The sequence below is a fragment of the Streptococcus sp. SCPM-O-B-15304 (M98) genome, from assembly GCF_058200215.1.
Window position 1 is genome coordinate 125097 of the sequence record NZ_JBYQGQ010000002.1, and the last position, 18215, is coordinate 143311.

Sequence of the window (18215 nt, forward strand, 5' to 3'; positions counted from 1 at the left end):
GAAAGAAGCGCAACTTTTTAAAATTATAAAGGAGGTAAGAAGTGGCTAAGAATTTAAAATTAAAACTTGCTCGAGTAGAGCTTGATATGACACAAGGTGACTTGGCAGAAGCTGTAGGTGTGACTAGACAGACTATCGGCTTGATAGAAGCTGGGAAATATAATCCTAGTCTCTCCCTTTGCCAGTCTATTTGCAGATGCTTAGGCAAAACGTTAGATCAATTATTTTGGGAGGAAGAAGATGAAAAATAGATTTTATTATTATCAATTATTAGATGAAAGAGAAGAGCAACAACTTCATAAAGCTGGTGCAGAGAGTTTTCATATCTCTATCGGATTGTTGTTTCTAGCTTATTTCATAGCAGTGTTAGCACCAAGCCTTTTTAATCCAAGCATGCTTCTCGTAATTATCATCATAGGGACATTTTACTTTTTCACCCGTGCTCGCAATCTCGGTGTGACCTACTATAGTCGTTTTCATTTTACAATTTTAGGTTGCCTATTATTAACTCTAGTGATTACAGCTACCTTGATGCTACAGAACTACCAGTTCAATATCGAAATTTATCAGCACAACCCTCTACATATTAAGTATATTTATGCATGGGTCATTACATATCTCCTTTATCTTCCTTGGGTCTTTATTGGAAACTTAGGATTAAAAAGTTATGGTGAATGGGCTCAGAAAAAGTATGAAAAAGATATGGATGAGCTCGAGAGCATGGAATAGCTTGTTAGCTTTTTATCAATATCGATAAATTGTGTTATAATAGTACTAAATTATGAGAAAAGAAGAAACGTTTTCATCTTTTTACAAATAGGGAAGAAGGATAGTATATGTACCCAGATGACAGTTTAACTTTGCACACAGATTTGTATCAGATTAACATGATGCAAGTTTACTTTGACCAAGACATTCATAACAAGAAAGCAGTTTTTGAAGTTTATTTCCGCCAACAACCTTTCAAAAACGGTTATGCTGTATTTGCAGGTTTGGAACGAATTGTGAAATATCTTGAAAATTTGCGTTTCTCAGATAGCGATATTGCTTATTTGGAATCACTTGGTTATCATGGTGCTTTCTTAGAATATCTCCGTAATCTCAAGTTGGAATTGACTGTACGTTCTGCTCAAGAAGGGGACTTGGTATTTGCCAATGAACCGATTGTTCAAGTGGAAGGTCCTTTGGCTCAGTGTCAATTGGTTGAAACAGCTCTCTTGAATATCGTCAACTTTCAAACATTGATTGCGACCAAGGCAGCTCGTATTCGTTCAGTCATTGATGATGAGCCTTTGATGGAGTTCGGTACACGTCGTGCTCAAGAAATGGATGCAGCTATCTGGGGGACTCGTGCGGCTGTTATTGGTGGTGCCAATGGAACTAGTAATGTACGTGCAGGTAAGCTCTTCGGTATTCCTGTTCTAGGGACTCATGCTCACGCCTTGGTACAAGTCTATGGCAATGATTATCAGGCTTTCAAGGCTTATGCCACAACGCACAAAAACTGTGTTTTCCTAGTGGATACCTACGATACTCTTCGGATCGGTGTTCCAGCAGCAATTCAGGTTGCGCGTGAACTTGGTGATAAGATTAATTTCCTTGGTGTCCGCATTGACTCTGGAGATATTGCCTATATTTCTAAAAAAGTTCGTCAGCAACTAGACGAGGCAGGATTTACGGATGCCAAAATCTATGCATCCAATGATCTTGATGAAAATACTATCCTCAACCTCAAAATGCAAAAAGCTAAGATTGATGTTTGGGGTGTAGGAACTAAGCTCATCACTGCTTATGACCAACCGGCACTTGGAGCAGTCTACAAGGTTGTTGCCATCGAAGATGAGAACGGTCATATGCGCAATACCATTAAACTTTCAAACAATGCAGAGAAAGTTTCAACACCAGGTAAGAAACAAGTTTGGCGCATCACCAGTCGTGAAAAAGGCAAGTCAGAAGGTGATTACATTACCTATGATGGTGTCGATGTTGCTAGCATGACTGAAATCAAAATGTTCCATCCAACCTATACTTATATCAAGAAAACTGTTCGTAATTTTGATGCTGTTCCTCTCTTGGTAGACATTTTCAAGGAAGGTAAGCTAGTCTATGATTTACCAAGTTTACCTGAAATTCAAGCCTATGCTCGTAAGGAATTTGACAAGCTCTGGGACGAATACAAACGCGTTCTTAACCCACAACATTACCCTGTCGACTTGGCTCGTGATGTATGGCAGGACAAGATGGACTTGATTGATAAAATGCGTAAGGAAGCTCTAGGTGAAGGAGAAGAAGAATGAGTTTGCAAGAGACCATTATCCAAGAACTGGGGGTTAAACCAGTGATTGATGCCCAGGAAGAAATCCGTCGTTCGATTGACTTTTTGAAAAGATACTTGAAAAAACATCCTTTTTTAAAGACATTTGTCTTAGGAATTTCTGGGGGACAGGACTCGACCTTGGCAGGACGCTTGGCTCAATTAGCCATGGAAGAAATGCGATCAGAAACAGGTGACGACAGCTATAAATTTATCGCTGTTCGTTTGCCTTATGGAGTGCAAGCTGATGAAGCAGATGCCCAAAAAGCCCTAGCTTTTATCCAGCCAGATGTGAGCCTGGTAGTGAATATCAAGGACTCTGCTGATGCTATGACAACAGCAGTGGAAGCAACAGGCAGTCCTGTTTCCGATTTTAACAAAGGAAATATCAAGGCTCGTAGCCGAATGATTGCCCAATATGCCCTTGCAGGTGCTCATAGCGGAGCTGTTATCGGGACAGACCATGCTGCGGAAAATATCACAGGTTTCTTTACCAAGTTTGGTGACGGTGGTGCAGATATTCTCCCACTCTATCGCCTCAATAAACGCCAAGGAAAACAGCTTTTGAAGGAACTTGGAGCTGATCCAGCCCTCTATGAAAAAATCCCAACAGCAGATTTGGAAGAAGAAAAACCAGGCATTGCAGATGAAGTAGCCTTGGGAGTCACTTACAATGAAATTGATGATTACCTCGAAGGAAAGCAAGTCAGCCCAGAAGCCCAAGCCACCATTGAAAAATGGTGGTACAAAGGCCAACACAAACGCCACTTACCAATCACCGTATTTGATAAGTTTTGGGAGTAAAAACCTCCAGTGGAGGTTTTTACCCTCTCACCTAGAAATAAGAAAGTGAGAGTAAGTCCGGGGGACCTTTTTACCTTGAGCCTAGAAATTAGAAAGCAAGAATAACCTCCAGTGGAGGTTTTTACCCCGAATCTAGGAATAGGGAAACGAGGCAGGTCGGTAACTCGAAGAGTTCGATTTTCCTTGTCTCACCCCCGCAAGGCTGACTAGGCTTGAAAAAACTTGCTAAAGTGCATTTCAAGCCAGACAGCGACTGCGTCATGAAATTAGAGGAAACTGTTGTTTTCTCAATGTTTATGAGTGTAGTGTTTTTACCCCGAGCCTAGAAATAAGAAAGCTAAGAAGGTCCAGTGGACCTTTTTAGCTTGAACATTCAAATAGAAAGAGAGTTACCATTATGAAAGCACTAGGGACACAAACTATTAAGACAGAACGTTTGATACTGAGGAGATTTGTGGAAGGTGATGCTCAAGCCATGTTTGATAATTGGGCTTCACGCTCAGAAAATCTGACTTATGTGACTTGGAATCCACACCTGAATGTTGAACAGACTCAAAATTCTATTGGCAATTGGGTAAAATCCTATGACGATCCAAATTACTACAAATGGGCCATTTGTCTTAAAGAAAATTCAGACCATACCATTGGAGATATCAGTCTTGTTAGTGTGGATGAAGAAAACTCTAGCTGTGAGATTGGATATATCTTAGGGATGGACTACTGGGGACGAGGACTCATGACAGAAGCCTTGAAGGCAGTTTTATCATACTGTCTAGATGAGATTGGATTTGAAGAGGTTGATGCTTGCTATGTAAGTCTAAACCCAGCATCTGGTCGTGTTATGGAAAAGGCGGGTATGACTTTTTGGAAGACGATTCCAAATGCAGTTGAACGAAAAGGTTATAGAGCTGATAAAATTTATTATCAAATCAAAAAATAAGATGGAAAGTTAAGCTTTTCCATCTTATTTTTTTTTTATAATATACTTTTTAATCAAAATAAAGCAAATCTTTGCTGGTACTTGTAAAGAGGTCAAAGCCGTCTTTTGTCACAACACCACAGTCTTCGATGCGGACACCGACTTTACCAGGGATGTAGATACCAGGTTCAACAGAGAAGCACATGCCTTCTTCGATAACCATATCGTTTCCTTCCATAATTGAAGGGAATTCGTGGACATCCATACCGATACCATGACCGAGACGGTGGTTGAAGTACTCACCATAACCTGCTTTTTCGATAACTTCACGGGCAGCACGGTCTACTTCATGCGCAGTGACACCAGGTTTGATAAAGTCAAGGGCAGCTTGTTGGGCTTCAAGAGTCAAGTTGTAAATGTCTTTCTTGAATTGGTCAGGTTTACCAACAGCGACTGTACGAGTCATATCTGATGCATAACCATTGACCATTACACCGAGGTCAAAAAGGAGAAGGGCATTGTTTTCAACCTTGTTGGCTCCAGGAATACCGTGTGGATTTGCAGCGTTATCACCTGTCAAGACCATAGTATCAAAGCTCATTTCATAGCCTTCGCGTTTCATGGCAAAATCAATCTGTGCGATAATATCAGTTTCAGTATTGTCAAGAGAGATATTGTCAAAACCAACTTTGACAGACTTGTCTGCATAGACACCTGCTACCATCATCTTTTGTACTTCGTCAGCTGACTTAATTAAGCGCATACGCTGGATTAGTGGAGTTAAGTTTTCAAATTCAGCAGTTTCAAAGACAGATTTTAAACCGTGGTATTTAGTCAAGATGAGGTTATCAAACTCAACTGCGACACGTTTGAAATCAAGTTGTGGCAAGGCATTTTGGATTTTTTTCCAAGGGTTTTCAGAGTCTACATAACCAACAACTGGGAAAGAGACAGTGCTTGTTGCGCGCTCAACTTCAAGAGCTGGAACAAAGAGAAGTGGTTCCTGATCTCTAAGGACAAAGAGGAACATTTGGCGTTCGTGTGGATCACTGTAAAAACCAGTGAGGTAATTGATAGTGACGGGGTCAGATACGACAGCGACGTCTAGCTTTTCTGATTCAAGATATGTTACAATTTGTTGTAATTTAGACATATGTTACCTTCTTTCTACCCCTCTATTTTTGCAAAAAATAGTAGAAAATGCAAGAGAGAAGGGGAAAAGAGCTTAAAAAAATTCCAACAGCCTATGGCATGCTGGAAATAGGAAGTTTAGTTAAAATCTGCCTTGCTTTTCACATCGCTGTATTCTTCAGCAACTTCTTGACTGAGAATGTCCTCATAAGCTGGAAGGACGATGTCCTGACCATACTTTTTCTTGAGGGCAGTAGTGACCAAGCGATAGGCTAAGTTTGCATTACGGGATAAAATAGGTCCGTGGAAATAAGAACCAAAGACATTTTTATAGTGAACGCCTTCGCCAATTTTCTCTTCATTATTTCCGTTTCCGTATACGACCTGACCGAGTGGTTTTTGGTCATCTGAGAGGAAGGTACGGCCTTGGTGGTTCTCAAAGCCAAAGTAGGTTTCATCGAATTCTTCGTTATGAATTTTAATATCACCGATGAAGCGGTTGTTGGTTTGGTTGAGTGTATAGTGTCCCATAACACCGAGACCTTCGATACGTCTTCCAGAAGCTTCGATATAGTATTGACCCAATAGTTGGAAGCCACCACAGATAGCTAGAACAACACCATCATTTTGGATAAAGTTATCGATGCTTACTTTTTTAGCAGGCAAATCACCAGCAATGATACTTTGTTCAAAGTCTTGACCACCACCGAAAAAGGCGATATCATAGTGATTTTCGTCAAAGTCATCGTGGAGAGAAACGATGTCAACTGTTACGTGAGCACCTAGCTTTTCAGCCACATACTTGAGCATGAGGATATTCCCATTATCCCCGTAGGTATTCATGAGATTGCCATAGAGGTGGGCGATATTTAGCTGGTAAGGATAGTTGCCGTCTTTTGAGGAAAGTGAAGTATAAACCATTAGTTCATCTCCTTTCTAACAAGCTGACGATTGGCCAGTAATTCTCGGAATTCCAGCATAGCAGTATAAGTCGCAAGGATATAAGCATGTTTGCAGTCTTGGACTTCAATCGTTTTAAGAACTTGTTCCAGACTACTTGTTTCAGTGATTTTATCAGCTGGATAACCAGTTACTCGAAGACGACGAGCGATTTCAGAATGACGAACGCCACCGGCGTTGATTTCTGGGATATCCATCTCAGTAATTTGTTCAAAATCAGCATCCCAAATCCAACTGGTATCAATCCCGTCTGCATAATTCGCATTGAGGAGAACAGATAGACTAAATGGATAAGGAGCGAGTTTTATCATTTCAATAGCTTGGGTAGCACCAACAGGATTCTTGATGAGAACCAGTGTGCATTCCTTGTCACCGATTTGGAAGGTTTCTTGGCGTCCAAAAACAGCTCGACTCTTATCAAATCCTTGCTTAATCAGTTGAGAATCAGCACCAAGGTAACGCGCAATAGCAACCGCAGCCAGAGCATTGTAGATATTGTAGAGTCCACCGATTTGAATACCGTATTCCTGTCCGTCAATAACAAAGCGAGAGCGATTGTTGGTTAACTCAACCAATTCTGTCAGACGGTAATCCAAGTCAGGGCGTTTACATCCACAGTTTTCGCAGATATAAGCTCCTAAGTTGGCATAAGTATTAAGCTCATATTTCAAAATACTTTGACAGTCTGGGCAGAGAATACCTTCAGTATTGTAGTGAGCAAGCTTTGCTGGACCTTTTTCCATATCAAAGCCAAAATACTGAACAGGATTTGGAATAGCAGGCTTGTAGAAAAGAGGACTGTCACCATTCAGCAGAACAGTAGCAGTAGGAACTTTTCGAATAGCATCCAAAATCATGTTGTAGGTCGTATAAATCTCACCGTAGCGGTCCATTTGGTCACGGAAGATATTGGTAATGACGAAAAGACTAGGCTGGATATAGTCACAGATGTGTGAGAGACTAGCTTCATCGATTTCAAGAACCGCAATATTTTTTCCAGTTTTTGAAGATTTTGCAGTCAAGAAAGTCGTTGTAATCCCTGTGATCATGTTGGCACCACTTGGATTAGTTAAAACTTGACCATAAATTTCCTTAAGGATACCGACAGTGAGAGCGGTTGTCAAGGTTTTTCCATTGGTACCAGTTACCACAACAATCTCATAGTTCTTCGCTAAATGTTGTAAAATATCTTTATCAAATTGAAGGGCAAGTTTTCCAGGCAGCGTACTTCCACGTCCAAGACGACTCAAAATAAAGTGAGAAGAACGCCCAGCAAGAAGGCCCAAAGTAGTTTTTAATTTCATGTTTCTATTATATCATAAATGCTGAAAAAGACAGATTTGAGATTTTAGAAAAAGAAAAACAGCCCAAGGAGGGCTGCTTTCTATTATTAAATCTATTAAATCGCAAACAAGTCATTCAAGTTCTCAGCCAAGGTTGGGTGAGTGAAGATTTGTTTTGTGAAGTAAGTGTATGGAATCTTGTTGTCCATTGCAACAGTGATGATGTTGATGATTTCTTGTGAACCTTCAGAGAAGATAGTTGCGCCAAGAATTTCTTTTGTTTCAGTATTGACAACAGCTTTGAAGGCACCACGAAGGTCACCATTTACATGTCCACGAGGCATAGCTGCAACAGGGATTTCCTTAACAGCGTATGGAAGCTTCAATTCAGCAGCTTGGCTTTCAGTCAAACCAACTTGTGAAAGTGCAGGTGTGATGAACATAGTATTTGGTACATTGAGACGGTCTTCAAGGGTGTAGCTGCCATCACCAGCAAGGTAGCTGTATACAACACGGAAGTCATCAAGTGAAATGTAAGTGAATTGAAGGCCGCCGTTGACATCTCCAACTGCAAAGACACCAGGAACGTTTGTTTGACAATGTTTGTCCACCTTGATAGCACCACGTTCAGTTAGTTCAATATCTGTATTTTCAAGTTGTAGAGGTTCAACATTTGGTTTACGTCCTGTTGCATAGAGAAGGGCATCGAAACGATAGGTTTCATTTTCAGTCACAACAAGAACTTGGTCACCATCGTTTTTGATTTCAGTAGTATGGATGTTTTGAAACAATTCGATGCCGTCTTCTTCCATGTATTGTTTAGCAAGAGCTGCGATGGAAGGTTCTGCACGAGGTAAGAAAGTGTCCATTGCATCTAAGACTGTTACCTTGCTTCCGAGTTTGTTGTAAAGACCAGCAAATTCAAGACCAATGTTTCCACCACCAAGAATTCCAAGTTTTTCAGGCAATTGTTCCAAGTTTTGGATTCCTGTTGAGTCAAAGACGTTCTTACTTGTAGCAAGACCTGGGATTGGTAATACATTTGAAACAGCACCAGTGTTGATGACGATAGTTTCAGCTGTTAGTTCTTGTTTTTCATCACCAGCTTGAATTTCAATAACCTTGTTTGAGACAAAGTGTGCTTCAGCATCAAAGATATCTACACCTGTACCAGCTACAGTAGCATAATTTTTTCCATTGAGGCGTGTAGTAACCGTATTTTTAGTAGCCATGACTTCCTCAAAAGACAAGTCTTTCTCAGCAGCAACTAGCAAGGTTTTAGTTGGGATGCAACCGATATTGATACAAGTTCCACCGTACATCGCCTTACTACGTTCGATAAGGGCAACCTTTTTACCAGCTGAAGCTAGTTTTCCAGCAAGCGTTTTACCTGCCTTACCAAATCCTATTACAATTAAATCGTATGTTAACATTTTTATTCCTCCTGTTCGATTTTCATTCTAGCACAAGAAAAAAACTTTTGCACAAATCTGCTACGGAAAATAGTTTCAGGAACCGAATGCTCTAACAAATACTTTTTGAGTGAAGAAAATCGATAGAAAAATCGTTTACATGATTTAATCAGGAGGTTAGACTATCTTTTGACCCTCTCTTGTGTTATACTAGATAGGTTGCAAAAAAGCAGTACTTTTCTTTAGTGGAAAAGAAGCAACACGGTCTTTCATAAAAGATATGAAAGTACGTCATGACAAGAAAAGTATAAACTAAGCGCTATAGGATGGCTTCGCACCATCTTTAGAAAGAAGAATAACGTGAAATTTAATGAATTTAACCTTTCTGCTGATTTATTAGCAGAAATTGAAAAAGCAGGATTTGTAGAAGCAAGTCCTATCCAAGAGCAAACCATTCCTCTGGCTCTTGAAGGAAAAGATGTTATCGGACAAGCTCAAACAGGTACAGGAAAAACCGCAGCCTTTGGCTTGCCAACCCTTGAAAAGATTCGTACAGAAGAAGCAACCATTCAAGCTTTGGTCATTGCACCAACACGTGAACTAGCTGTGCAAAGTCAGGAAGAACTCTTCCGTTTTGGTCGAAGCAAGGGTGTAAAAGTCCGTTCTGTTTATGGTGGTTCAAGCATTGAAAAACAAATTAAGGCTCTTAAATCTGGTGCCCATATCGTGGTGGGAACACCAGGTCGTCTCCTAGATTTGATCAAACGCAAGGCATTGAAATTGCAAGATATTGAAACTCTAATCCTTGATGAAGCAGACGAAATGCTCAACATGGGCTTCCTTGAGGATATTGAAGCCATCATCTCACGTGTCCCAGAAAATCGTCAAACTTTACTCTTTTCAGCAACTATGCCAGAAGCTATCAAACGTATCGGGGTTCAGTTCATGAAAGAACCTGAGCATGTGAAGATTGCGGCTAAAGAGTTGACCACAGAACTAGTTGACCAGTACTATATCCGTGTTAAGGAACAAGAAAAATTCGACACTATGACTCGTCTCATGGACGTAGAGCAACCAGAACTGGCAATCGTATTTGGACGGACAAAACGCCGTGTGGATGAGTTGACTCGTGGTCTGAAAATCCGTGGCTTCCGTGCTGAAGGGATTCATGGAGACCTTGACCAAAACAAACGTCTTCGTGTCCTTCGTGATTTCAAAAATGGTAACCTGGATGTCCTCGTAGCAACTGACGTAGCAGCTCGTGGTTTGGATATCTCTGGTGTAACACATGTCTACAACTATGACATCCCACAAGATCCTGAAAGCTATGTTCACCGTATTGGTCGTACAGGTCGTGCTGGTAAGTCAGGTCAATCGATTACTTTCGTAGCACCAAATGAGATGGGCTATCTTCAAATCATCGAAAACTTGACCAAGAAACGCATGAAGGGGTTGAAACCAGCGACAGCAGAAGAAGCCTTCCAAGCTAAAAAGCATGTTGCGTTGAAGAAAATTGAACGTGACTTTGCTGAAGAGACTGTTCGTGGAAACTTTGACAAATTCGCAAAAGATGCCCGTAAACTTGCAGCTGAATTCAGCCCAGAAGAATTGGCAATGTACATCCTAAGTTTGACAGTTCAGGATCCAGATAGTCTTCCAGAAGTTGAAATTGCGCGTGAGAAACCACTGCCATTTAAACCATCAGGTAATGGCTTCGGTGGTAAAGGCAAGGGAGGACGTCGTGGTGAGGATCGTCGAGATCGTGATCGCCGTCGCGACAATCGTCGTGGTGAACGTCGAGATGATTTCAAAAAAGGCAGTCGCAAAAACGACCGCTTTGAGAAGGAAAAACGTTACCGTAAGGATAATAAAAAACCACGTAATACTTCAAGTGAGAAGAAAACTGGTTTTGTAATCCGTAACAAGGGTGATAAATAATAAAAAAAGCGGTTCACTGAGGTGGATCGCTTTTATATATAAGGAGACCGAGAGTTAATAAAAGTTTAATACGAGAAAATAGATTTATATATTTGCTATCTTGTAATATTATATTATCAAAAATTTAGGAACCTGTCAACAAGAAAATTAGAAAAAACTAGTAAAAATTTTCGAACAGTCATGAATTGCAATTCAATAAACAATTTTCAGATAATTATTGAAATAATGATCAATTTATGATATAATGGAAGCGATTAAATACGAGGTGAAAAATGGCACATTTATTAGAAAAAACGAGAAAAATTACGTCTATCCTGAAGCGTGCGGAGGAGAAATTACAAGATGATCTTCCATATAATGCCATCACACGCCAATTAGCGGATATTATTGATTGCAACGCTTGTATCCTAAATAGTAAGGGACGTCTTTTGGGATACTTCATGCGTTACAAGACTAATAATGATCGTGTAGAGCAATTTTTCCAATCAAAAATTTTTCCTGAGGACTATATTCAAGGTGCAAACATGATTTACGATACAGAAGCAAATCTGACTGTAGATCACGAATTAAGCATCTTTCCAGTTGAGAGTCGTGCAGATTTCTCAGAAGGTTTGACAACAATTGCTCCAATCCATGTTTCTGGGATTCGTTTGGGATCTTTGATTATCTGGCGTAATGATAAGAAATTCGAAGATGAGGATTTGATTCTTGTTGAGATAGCTAGTACGGTGGTTGGTATTCAGCTTTTGAACTTCCAACGTGAAGAAGACGAGAAAAATATCCGTCGTCGTACAGCCGTAACTATGGCAGTCAACACTCTTTCTTACTCTGAGTTACGAGCAGTGTCAGCTATTTTGGGTGAATTGAATGGCAATGAAGGACAATTAACTGCGTCAGTCATTGCAGACCGTATCGGTATTACGCGTTCTGTGATTGTCAATGCCCTTCGAAAACTCGAATCTGCAGGAATTATTGAAAGTCGTTCACTGGGGATGAAGGGAACTTATCTTAAGGTCTTGATCCCAGATATCTTTGAAGAAGTGAAAAAGAGGGATTATTAATGACTAAGGCTTTAATTTCGATTGACTATACAGAAGATTTTGTAGCGGATCATGGAAAATTGACAGCTGGAGCTCCTGCTCAAGCTATATCAGAAGCGATCAATCAGGTGACTAGATTAGCATTTGACCGTGGAGATTATATTTTCTTTACCATTGATGCTCATGAGGAAAATGATGTCTTTCATCCAGAAAGTAAACTATTTCCCCCTCATAATCTGATTGGGACTAGCGGGCGTAATCTATATGGTAAGTTAGCCGAGTTCTATCAGGAATATGCTGGCGATAGTCGTGTTTTCTGGATGGACAAACGTCACTATTCGGCTTTTTCTGGCACAGATTTGGATATCCGTCTGAGAGAGCGTCGCGTGGATACAGTCATTTTAACAGGTGTTCTGACAGATATCTGTGTATTGCATACGGCTATCGATGCCTATAATCTGGGTTATCAGATAGAAGTTGTTAAGCCAGCAGTCGCATCTATTTGGCCTGAAAACCACCAGTTTGCACTTGGACATTTTAAGAATACATTAGGAGCGAAACTCCTTGATGAAAACCTAGTTGAAATCAAAGAATAATGTATTCAAAAAAAATGAAAAAAATCTGAAAAAAGTGTTGACAAAGTTTGTGAAAGTTGATATACTAGTAAAGTAATCGACGCGGGGATGGCGGAATTGGCAGACGCGCAGGACTAAGGATCCTGTGACCGCTTTAGGTCGTGAGGGTTCAAGTCCCTCTTTCCGCATAGGAAAAGAGTTAGCTTCAGCTAGCTCTTTATTTTTATATAAACAAGGGCAAAGATTTTGCTCTTTTTTTGTGATTTCATAAACATTTCATATTTGGATATTATAATAGACTTAGAAACATGGAGGTGCTATATGAATCCCACTCAAAGAGCTTGGGCTTACATCAGCAGAAAACGACTGAGAAGTCTCATATTATTCTTGATTCTATTTGTTTTATTGGCAGGAATATCGGCTTGTTTGACGCTTATGAAGTCCAACCAAACAGTAGAAAATAATCTCTATCGTTCATTGAATACATCTTTTTCTATTAAAAGAATAGAAGCAGATCAGACTTTTCAACTGTCTCAACTAGATGACCTTAAAAAGATAAAGGGCCTTGAGAAGATTTCACCTGAGCTTGAAACAATAGCCAAGTTAACTGACAAAGAAGTCATTACTGGAGAACAAAGTATCCAAAGGGATGATTTGACAGAGGCTGAAAAAAATCTTATCACTTTGATTGCTTTAGAAGATTCTTCTAAGGATGTCTCCTTTACAAGCTCTGCCTTTACCCTTAAAGAAGGAAGACATCTCGAAAAAGGGGACAGTAAAAAAATCTTAGTCCATGAAGAATTAGCTAAGAAGAATAACTTAAAACTTGGGGATAAGATTAGCTTAAATCCTGCTCAAGTGGAAGGAAATAGTGGACAAAGGCTAGACTATGAAATCGTAGGTATTTTCTCAGGTAAGAAGCAAGAAAAATTCACTGGTCTTAGCTCAGATTTTAGTGAAAACACGGTCTATACAGACTTCGAAAGTAGCCAAACTCTTCTTGGAAATAAGGAAGATCAAATCACTGCAGCCCGTTTCTATCTTGAAAATCCCAAAGATATGGATGACATCATTCAAGAGGTTGAAAAGTTATCTCTTGAAAATCAAGGCTTTCAAGTGGAAAAGGAAAATAAGGCCTTTGAACAAATCAAGGATTCAGTTTCGACCTTCCAAACCTTCCTACAAATTTTCCTCTATGGTATTATGATTGCTGGTGTAGGAGCTCTGGTCTTGGTCTTGTCACTTTGGTTACGAGAGCGAGTCTACGAGGTTGGTATTTTATTGGCGCTAGGAAAAGGAAAAATAGCAATCTTTAGTCAATTCTGCCTGGAAGTTATCCTGGTTTCATTGGCAGCAATTTTACCAGCATTTCTTGCAGGAAATGCCATTACTTCCTATCTTTTAAAAACTGTACTAGCAAGTGGCGATCAAGTCGCATTACAAGATACACTGGCCAAAGCGACTAATCTTTCAACAAGTCTTCTTTCATTTGGAGAATCTTATGTCTTTCTCCTTGTGATTAGCTCCTTGTCAGTTGCACTTTGTTTTATCTTTTTATTTAGAAAATCACCGAAAGAAATTTTATCATCCATCAGTTAATAAAGGAGAAATCATGACTTTACTACAATTACAAGATCTTACTTATCGTTACAAGAACACTGCAGAAGCAGTATTATATAAAATCAATTACGATTTTGAACCAGGCAAGTTTTATAGTATTATCGGAGACTCAGGAGCTGGGAAGTCAACACTCTTATCTCTATTAGCAGGACTTGATAGCCCAGTCGAAGGAGCTATCTTATTCGAAGGCAAGGATATTCGTGAACAAGGTTATTCTTATCATCGCATGCACCATATCTCTTTGGTTTTCCAAAACTATAACTTGATTGATTATCTTTCTCCATTGGAAAATATCCGCTTGGTTAATAAAAAAGCTAGCAAGGATATCCTTCTTGAACTTGGTTTAGATGAAAGTCAAATCAAGCGGAATGTTCTCCAATTATCAGGAGGGCAGCAACAACGGGTGGCCATTGCTCGTAGCCTTGTATCGGAAGCACCAGTGATTTTAGCGGATGAACCAACAGGAAACCTAGATCCTAAGACAGCTGGGGATATCATTGACCTGCTCAAATCTCTTGCTGAGAAAACAGGCAAGTGTGTGATCGTTGTGACCCACAGTAAGGAAGTAGCACAGGCGTCAGATATTACACTGGAATTGAAGGATAAAAAGCTGACAGAAACAAGAAGAAATAGTAACTAAAACTTTTAAATATATAAGCGAAGTAAATCTAGAAAGGAATCTTATGTTACACAACGCATTTGCCTATGTCACAAGAAAATTTTTTAAGTCGCTTGTGATCTTTCTCATCATTCTCTTGATGGCTAGTTTGAGTTTGATCGGCTTGTCTATCAAGGGTGCGACAGCCAAGGCTTCTCAAGAAACCTTTAAGAATATCACCAATAGTTTTTCTATGCAAATCAATCGTAGAGTTAACCAAGGAACTCCACGTGGTGCAGGGAATATCAAGGGTGAAGATATTAAAAAAATTACTGAAAATAAGGCCATCGAATCTTACATCAAACGTATCAATGCTATCGGTGATTTAACAGGCTACGAATTGATTGAGACACCTGAAACCAAGAAAAATCTAACGCCAGATCGAGCTCAACGTTTTGGAAGTAGTTTGATGATAACAGGTGTTAATGACTCTTCTAAAGAAGACAAGTTTGTATCAGGCTCTTACAAACTAGTTGAAGGTGAGCATTTAACAAACGATGACAAATACCAGATTCTCATGCACAAAGACTTGGCTGCTAAACATGGCTGGAAGGTAGGAGATAAGGTCAAACTGAACTCCAATATTTACGATGCCGATAATGAAAAAGGAGCCAAGGAAACAGTAGAAGTAACGATCAAAGGACTCTTTGATGGACATAACAAATCTGCTGTGACCTACTCACAAGAACTTTATGAGAATACAGCTATCACAGATATTCACACAGCTGCCCAGCTCTATGGTTATACTGAAGATACAGCTATCTATGGCGATGCTACCTTCTTTGTAGCTGGAGATAAGAACCTAGATAGTGTCATGCAAGAACTAGGGTCAATAAACGGCATCAACTGGAAAATGTATAGCTTGATTAAGAGTTCATCTAACTATCCTGCCCTTGAACAATCCATCTCCGGCATGTACAAGATGGCTAATCTGCTTTTCTGGGGTAGCTTGAGCTTTTCTGTTCTACTACTTGCTCTCTTACTCACACTTTGGATTAACGCCCGTCGTAAAGAGGTTGGAATTCTCCTTTCAATTGGTCTTAAACAAGCAAGTATTCTAGGTCAATTTATCACAGAAGCAGTTATGATTGCTATTCCAGCTCTCATTTCAGCCTACTTCCTAGCTAATTATACAGCTCGTGCTATTGGAAATACAGTACTAGCCAATGTCACATCAGATGTGGCTAAGCAGGCAAGTAAGGCAGCCCAAGCTTCCAATCTCGGTGGTGGTGCAGAAGTTGACGGCTTTAGCAAGACTCTTTCAAGTTTGGATATTTCTATTCAACCTTCAGACTTTGCCATCATCTTTGTACTTGGCTTGGTTCTAGTAGTACTAGTTATGGCACTTGCTTCCAGCAATCTCCTCTTTAAACAACCAAAAGAACTCTTGTTGGATAGTGAATAAAAAAATCTGCTACCTATTCTCACTCAAATGAGATATAATATAGGTAGCATTTTTGTTAGAAAAGGATTTATATGAAAATTCTAATTGTAGAAGATGAAGACATGATCCGTGAGGGAATTAGTGATTACTTGGCGGATTGTGGCTATGAAACCCTTCAGGCAGCAGATGGCCTTGAGGCCTTAGAACAATTTTCTCATCATCAGGTTGCCTTGGTTCTCCTAGATATTCAAATGCCTAAACTCAATGGTTTAGAGGTCTTATCAGAAATCCGCAAGACCAGTCAAGTTCCTGTTTTGATGTTGACAGCTTTTCAAGACGAGGAGTATAAGATGAGTGCCTTTGCTGCATTAGCAGATGGTTATTTGGAAAAGCCTTTTTCTCTATCTTTGTTAAAAGTACGAGTGGATGCCATCTTTAAACGTTATTATGATACTGGTCGTATTTTTACCTATAGAGACACCGAGGTAGACTTTGACAGTTATAGCGCCAAAGTGGCTGGCCAAGAGGTTGCAGTGAATGCAAAAGAACTGGAAATTTTAGACTATCTGGTTAAAAATGAAGGTCGAGCCTTAACACGGTCGCAGATTATCGATGCTGTATGGAAGATGACAGATGAGATCCCTTTTGACAGAGTGATCGATGTCTATATCAAGGAACTACGGAAAAAATTGGATTTAGACTGTATTCTTACCGTGCGCAACGTTGGTTATAAATTGGAGAGAAAATGAGACGTTCAGGTTTATTTAAAAAAATTTTTATCTATACCTTCTCGGTATTTTCTACCTTGGTCATTTGTTTGCATTTGGCCATCTATTTCCTCTTTCCATCGACCTATCTCAGTCACCGTCAGGAGAGCATAGGCCTCAAGGCTACCGAAATTGCACAATCCCTCCAAGGAAAGGACAGTCAAACTATCCAGGAAGTCCTTGAACTCTATTCTCAAAGTAGTGATATTAAGGGATCTATCAAGGGAGAGATGACCCAAGATAAGTTGGAGGTCAAGGACAATCTTCCCATTGATAAAGAACGACAAACAGCCTCCTTGGTCATTGAGGAAAGAGAAGTTCAAACCAAGGATGGTCAGACTATGACCTTGCAGTTTTTAGCCTCTATGGATTTGCAGAAAGAAGCAGAAGACATCAGTCTTCAATTTCTGCCTTATACTTTATTAGCGTCTTTCATCATTTCGCTCCTCATCGCCTTTATCTATGCGAAAACCATTGTAGCTCCGATTTTGGAAATCAAACGAGTGACTCGACGGATGATGGACTTGGATGCTCAAGTACGCTTGCGCGTGGATTCCAAGGATGAGATTGGTGATCTCAAAGACCAGATTAATAGTCTCTATCAGCATCTCTTGACCGTTATTGCAGACTTGCATGAGAAAAATGAGGCAATCCTCCAACTAGAAAAAATGAAGGTAGAGTTTTTGAGAGGTGCTTCCCATGAGCTCAAGACACCTCTTGCTAGTCTGAAGATTCTTCTGGAAAATATGCAAGCCAATATCGGACGTTATAAAGATAGAGACCATTACCTTGGAGTTTCTCTAGGAATTGTGGATGATTTAAGTCACCATGTCCAGCAAATTCTATCCCTTTCTTCGGTACAGGAATTGCGAGATAAGAAGGAAGAAATCAATCTTTTGGATATGACCAATCTTCTATTGAAGGACTATGACTTATTAGCCAAAGAGAGAGAAATCACTGTAGACAATCAACTGACTAACCAACAAACTTATCTAAATCCTTCTGTACTCAAGCTTATTCTTTCCAATCTTATCAGTAATGCTGTGAAACACTCTGTTCAAGGAGGCTATCTAAAAATTGGAGCAAAAGATGGTTGGGTTTTCATTGAGAACGCCTGTACACCTGAGGAGCAAGATAAGTTTGAACAATCCTTTACGGCTTCTAGTCGACAAAGTAAGGGAGCTGGCTTGGGACTTTTCGTGGTCAAAAGTTTATTAGAAAATGAAGAAATTAACTATCATTTTGAAAGAGCTGAAGATCACCTAGTATTTTTCATGAAGCTACCTCAGACCGAGTTGGAAAGTGATTAAGAAAGGGTTTACATCTATCTAATTGGAAGAAATTCAATCTAAAGTATGGGAAAAACTAGCTTTTTTTGCTAAAAAGTGATAAAATGAACAATGTAAATGG

At 39.7% G+C, this 18215-nt stretch carries 17 protein-coding genes and 1 tRNA gene; 14 read left to right on the top strand and 4 right to left on the bottom strand.

The window, feature by feature from the left end:
• Window positions 1–41: 41 nt before the first annotated feature.
• From AC3E7H_RS01760 to AC3E7H_RS01780, 5 genes are all read left to right on the top strand, one after another.
• Window positions 42–251 (top strand): helix-turn-helix transcriptional regulator, encoded by a 210-nt coding sequence (locus tag AC3E7H_RS01760; protein ID WP_001107501.1) that lies wholly within the window; start codon window positions 42–44, stop codon window positions 249–251.
• The gene (locus AC3E7H_RS01765; RefSeq protein WP_000797190.1) at window positions 241–729 is read left to right on the top strand and encodes a DUF6773 family protein; all 489 of its coding nucleotides are present in this window, start codon (window positions 241–243) and stop codon (window positions 727–729) included. The genes AC3E7H_RS01760 and AC3E7H_RS01765 overlap by 11 nt, the downstream gene beginning before the upstream one ends.
• A gap of 107 nt (window positions 730–836) precedes the next feature.
• Complete coding sequence (locus tag AC3E7H_RS01770) at window positions 837–2297, top strand: nicotinate phosphoribosyltransferase (RefSeq protein ID WP_000283106.1); 1461 nt, start codon at window positions 837–839, stop codon at window positions 2295–2297.
• Window positions 2294–3118 (top strand): NAD(+) synthase, encoded by an 825-nt coding sequence (gene nadE / locus AC3E7H_RS01775; protein ID WP_490675993.1) that lies wholly within the window; start codon window positions 2294–2296, stop codon window positions 3116–3118. Before AC3E7H_RS01770 ends, nadE begins: the two co-directional genes overlap by 4 nt.
• Window positions 3119–3515: 397 nt before the next feature.
• Entirely contained in the window at window positions 3516–4058 is a 543-nt protein-coding gene (locus tag AC3E7H_RS01780) for a GNAT family N-acetyltransferase (protein ID WP_000645370.1), read from the top strand.
• 49 nt (window positions 4059–4107) lie between these two features.
• Here AC3E7H_RS01780 and AC3E7H_RS01785 read toward each other — a convergent pair whose 3' ends face one another.
• The 4 genes from AC3E7H_RS01785 to AC3E7H_RS01800 form a co-directional block, all read right to left on the bottom strand.
• Window positions 4108–5190, bottom strand: a complete 1083-nt coding sequence (locus AC3E7H_RS01785) for a M24 family metallopeptidase (protein WP_000040944.1) — start codon at window positions 5188–5190, stop codon at window positions 4108–4110.
• Between the two features lie 116 nt (window positions 5191–5306).
• Window positions 5307–6089 carry a lipid II isoglutaminyl synthase subunit GatD gene (gene gatD / locus AC3E7H_RS01790; protein ID WP_000263198.1) on the bottom strand — a complete coding sequence of 261 codons (783 nt, stop codon included), beginning with the start codon at window positions 6087–6089 and terminating at the stop codon, window positions 5307–5309.
• Window positions 6089–7432: a lipid II isoglutaminyl synthase subunit MurT gene (gene murT / locus AC3E7H_RS01795; protein WP_000770010.1), complete on the bottom strand. Its 1344-nt coding sequence runs from the start codon at window positions 7430–7432 to the stop codon at window positions 6089–6091. Before murT ends, gatD begins: the two co-directional genes overlap by 1 nt.
• Before the next feature lie 95 nt (window positions 7433–7527).
• Window positions 7528–8844, bottom strand: a complete 1317-nt coding sequence (locus tag AC3E7H_RS01800; protein ID WP_000958915.1) for an FAD-containing oxidoreductase — start codon at window positions 8842–8844, stop codon at window positions 7528–7530.
• Between the two features lie 339 nt (window positions 8845–9183).
• On the opposite strand from AC3E7H_RS01800, the gene cshA reads away from it, so the two are divergent.
• The 9 genes from cshA (at window position 9184) to vncS (ending at window position 18115) form a co-directional block, all read left to right on the top strand.
• Window positions 9184–10761 carry a degradosome RNA helicase CshA gene (gene cshA / locus AC3E7H_RS01805; RefSeq protein WP_000671070.1) on the top strand — a complete coding sequence of 526 codons (1578 nt, stop codon included), beginning with the start codon at window positions 9184–9186 and terminating at the stop codon, window positions 10759–10761.
• Window positions 10762–11033: 272 nt separating this feature from the next.
• Window positions 11034–11822: a GTP-sensing pleiotropic transcriptional regulator CodY gene (codY, locus tag AC3E7H_RS01810; RefSeq protein WP_000940720.1), complete on the top strand. Its 789-nt coding sequence runs from the start codon at window positions 11034–11036 to the stop codon at window positions 11820–11822.
• The gene (locus tag AC3E7H_RS01815; RefSeq protein WP_000158714.1) at window positions 11822–12397 is read left to right on the top strand and encodes a cysteine hydrolase family protein; all 576 of its coding nucleotides are present in this window, start codon (window positions 11822–11824) and stop codon (window positions 12395–12397) included. Before codY ends, AC3E7H_RS01815 begins: the two co-directional genes overlap by 1 nt.
• An 81-nt stretch (window positions 12398–12478) precedes the next feature.
• Window positions 12479–12564 (top strand) — tRNA-Leu (locus AC3E7H_RS01820).
• Between the two features lie 133 nt (window positions 12565–12697).
• Window positions 12698–13975, top strand: a complete 1278-nt coding sequence (locus tag AC3E7H_RS01825; RefSeq protein ID WP_007554556.1) for an ABC transporter permease — start codon at window positions 12698–12700, stop codon at window positions 13973–13975.
• A 13-nt stretch (window positions 13976–13988) separates the two neighbouring features.
• Window positions 13989–14636 (top strand): ABC transporter ATP-binding subunit Vex2, encoded by a 648-nt coding sequence (gene vex2, locus AC3E7H_RS01830; RefSeq protein ID WP_000173721.1) that lies wholly within the window; start codon window positions 13989–13991, stop codon window positions 14634–14636.
• A 43-nt stretch (window positions 14637–14679) separates the two neighbouring features.
• Window positions 14680–16059, top strand: a complete 1380-nt coding sequence (gene vex3 / locus AC3E7H_RS01835) for an ABC transporter permease subunit Vex3 (protein WP_000903010.1) — start codon at window positions 14680–14682, stop codon at window positions 16057–16059.
• Window positions 16060–16130: 71 nt separating this feature from the next.
• Window positions 16131–16787 carry a response regulator transcription factor VncR gene (vncR, locus tag AC3E7H_RS01840; RefSeq protein WP_000697930.1) on the top strand — a complete coding sequence of 219 codons (657 nt, stop codon included), beginning with the start codon at window positions 16131–16133 and terminating at the stop codon, window positions 16785–16787.
• Window positions 16784–18115: a sensor histidine kinase VncS gene (gene vncS, locus AC3E7H_RS01845; RefSeq protein WP_001254600.1), complete on the top strand. Its 1332-nt coding sequence runs from the start codon at window positions 16784–16786 to the stop codon at window positions 18113–18115. The genes vncR and vncS overlap by 4 nt, the downstream gene beginning before the upstream one ends.
• Window positions 18116–18215: the final 100 nt, after the last annotated feature.

What these genes read in the sequence shown, in the direction of transcription:
- AC3E7H_RS01765 (WP_000797190.1), top strand. Translation starts at nt 241, where the DNA reads ATGAAAAATAGATTTTATTATTATCAATTATTAGATGAAAGAGAAGAG.
- AC3E7H_RS01770 (WP_000283106.1), top strand. Translation starts at nt 837, where the DNA reads ATGTACCCAGATGACAGTTTAACTTTGCACACAGATTTGTATCAGATT.
- nadE (WP_490675993.1), top strand. Translation starts at nt 2,294, where the DNA reads ATGAGTTTGCAAGAGACCATTATCCAAGAACTGGGGGTTAAACCAGTG.
- AC3E7H_RS01780 (WP_000645370.1), top strand. Translation starts at nt 3,516, where the DNA reads ATGAAAGCACTAGGGACACAAACTATTAAGACAGAACGTTTGATACTG.
- AC3E7H_RS01785 (WP_000040944.1), bottom strand. Translation starts at nt 5,190, where the DNA reads ATGTCTAAATTACAACAAATTGTAACATATCTTGAATCAGAAAAGCTA.
- gatD (WP_000263198.1), bottom strand. Translation starts at nt 6,089, where the DNA reads ATGGTTTATACTTCACTTTCCTCAAAAGACGGCAACTATCCTTACCAG.
- murT (WP_000770010.1), bottom strand. Translation starts at nt 7,432, where the DNA reads ATGAAATTAAAAACTACTTTGGGCCTTCTTGCTGGGCGTTCTTCTCAC.
- AC3E7H_RS01800 (WP_000958915.1), bottom strand. Translation starts at nt 8,844, where the DNA reads ATGTTAACATACGATTTAATTGTAATAGGATTTGGTAAGGCAGGTAAA.
- codY (WP_000940720.1), top strand. Translation starts at nt 11,034, where the DNA reads ATGGCACATTTATTAGAAAAAACGAGAAAAATTACGTCTATCCTGAAG.
- AC3E7H_RS01815 (WP_000158714.1), top strand. Translation starts at nt 11,822, where the DNA reads ATGACTAAGGCTTTAATTTCGATTGACTATACAGAAGATTTTGTAGCG.
- AC3E7H_RS01825 (WP_007554556.1), top strand. Translation starts at nt 12,698, where the DNA reads ATGAATCCCACTCAAAGAGCTTGGGCTTACATCAGCAGAAAACGACTG.
- vex2 (WP_000173721.1), top strand. Translation starts at nt 13,989, where the DNA reads ATGACTTTACTACAATTACAAGATCTTACTTATCGTTACAAGAACACT.
- vex3 (WP_000903010.1), top strand. Translation starts at nt 14,680, where the DNA reads ATGTTACACAACGCATTTGCCTATGTCACAAGAAAATTTTTTAAGTCG.
- vncR (WP_000697930.1), top strand. Translation starts at nt 16,131, where the DNA reads ATGAAAATTCTAATTGTAGAAGATGAAGACATGATCCGTGAGGGAATT.
- vncS (WP_001254600.1), top strand. Translation starts at nt 16,784, where the DNA reads ATGAGACGTTCAGGTTTATTTAAAAAAATTTTTATCTATACCTTCTCG.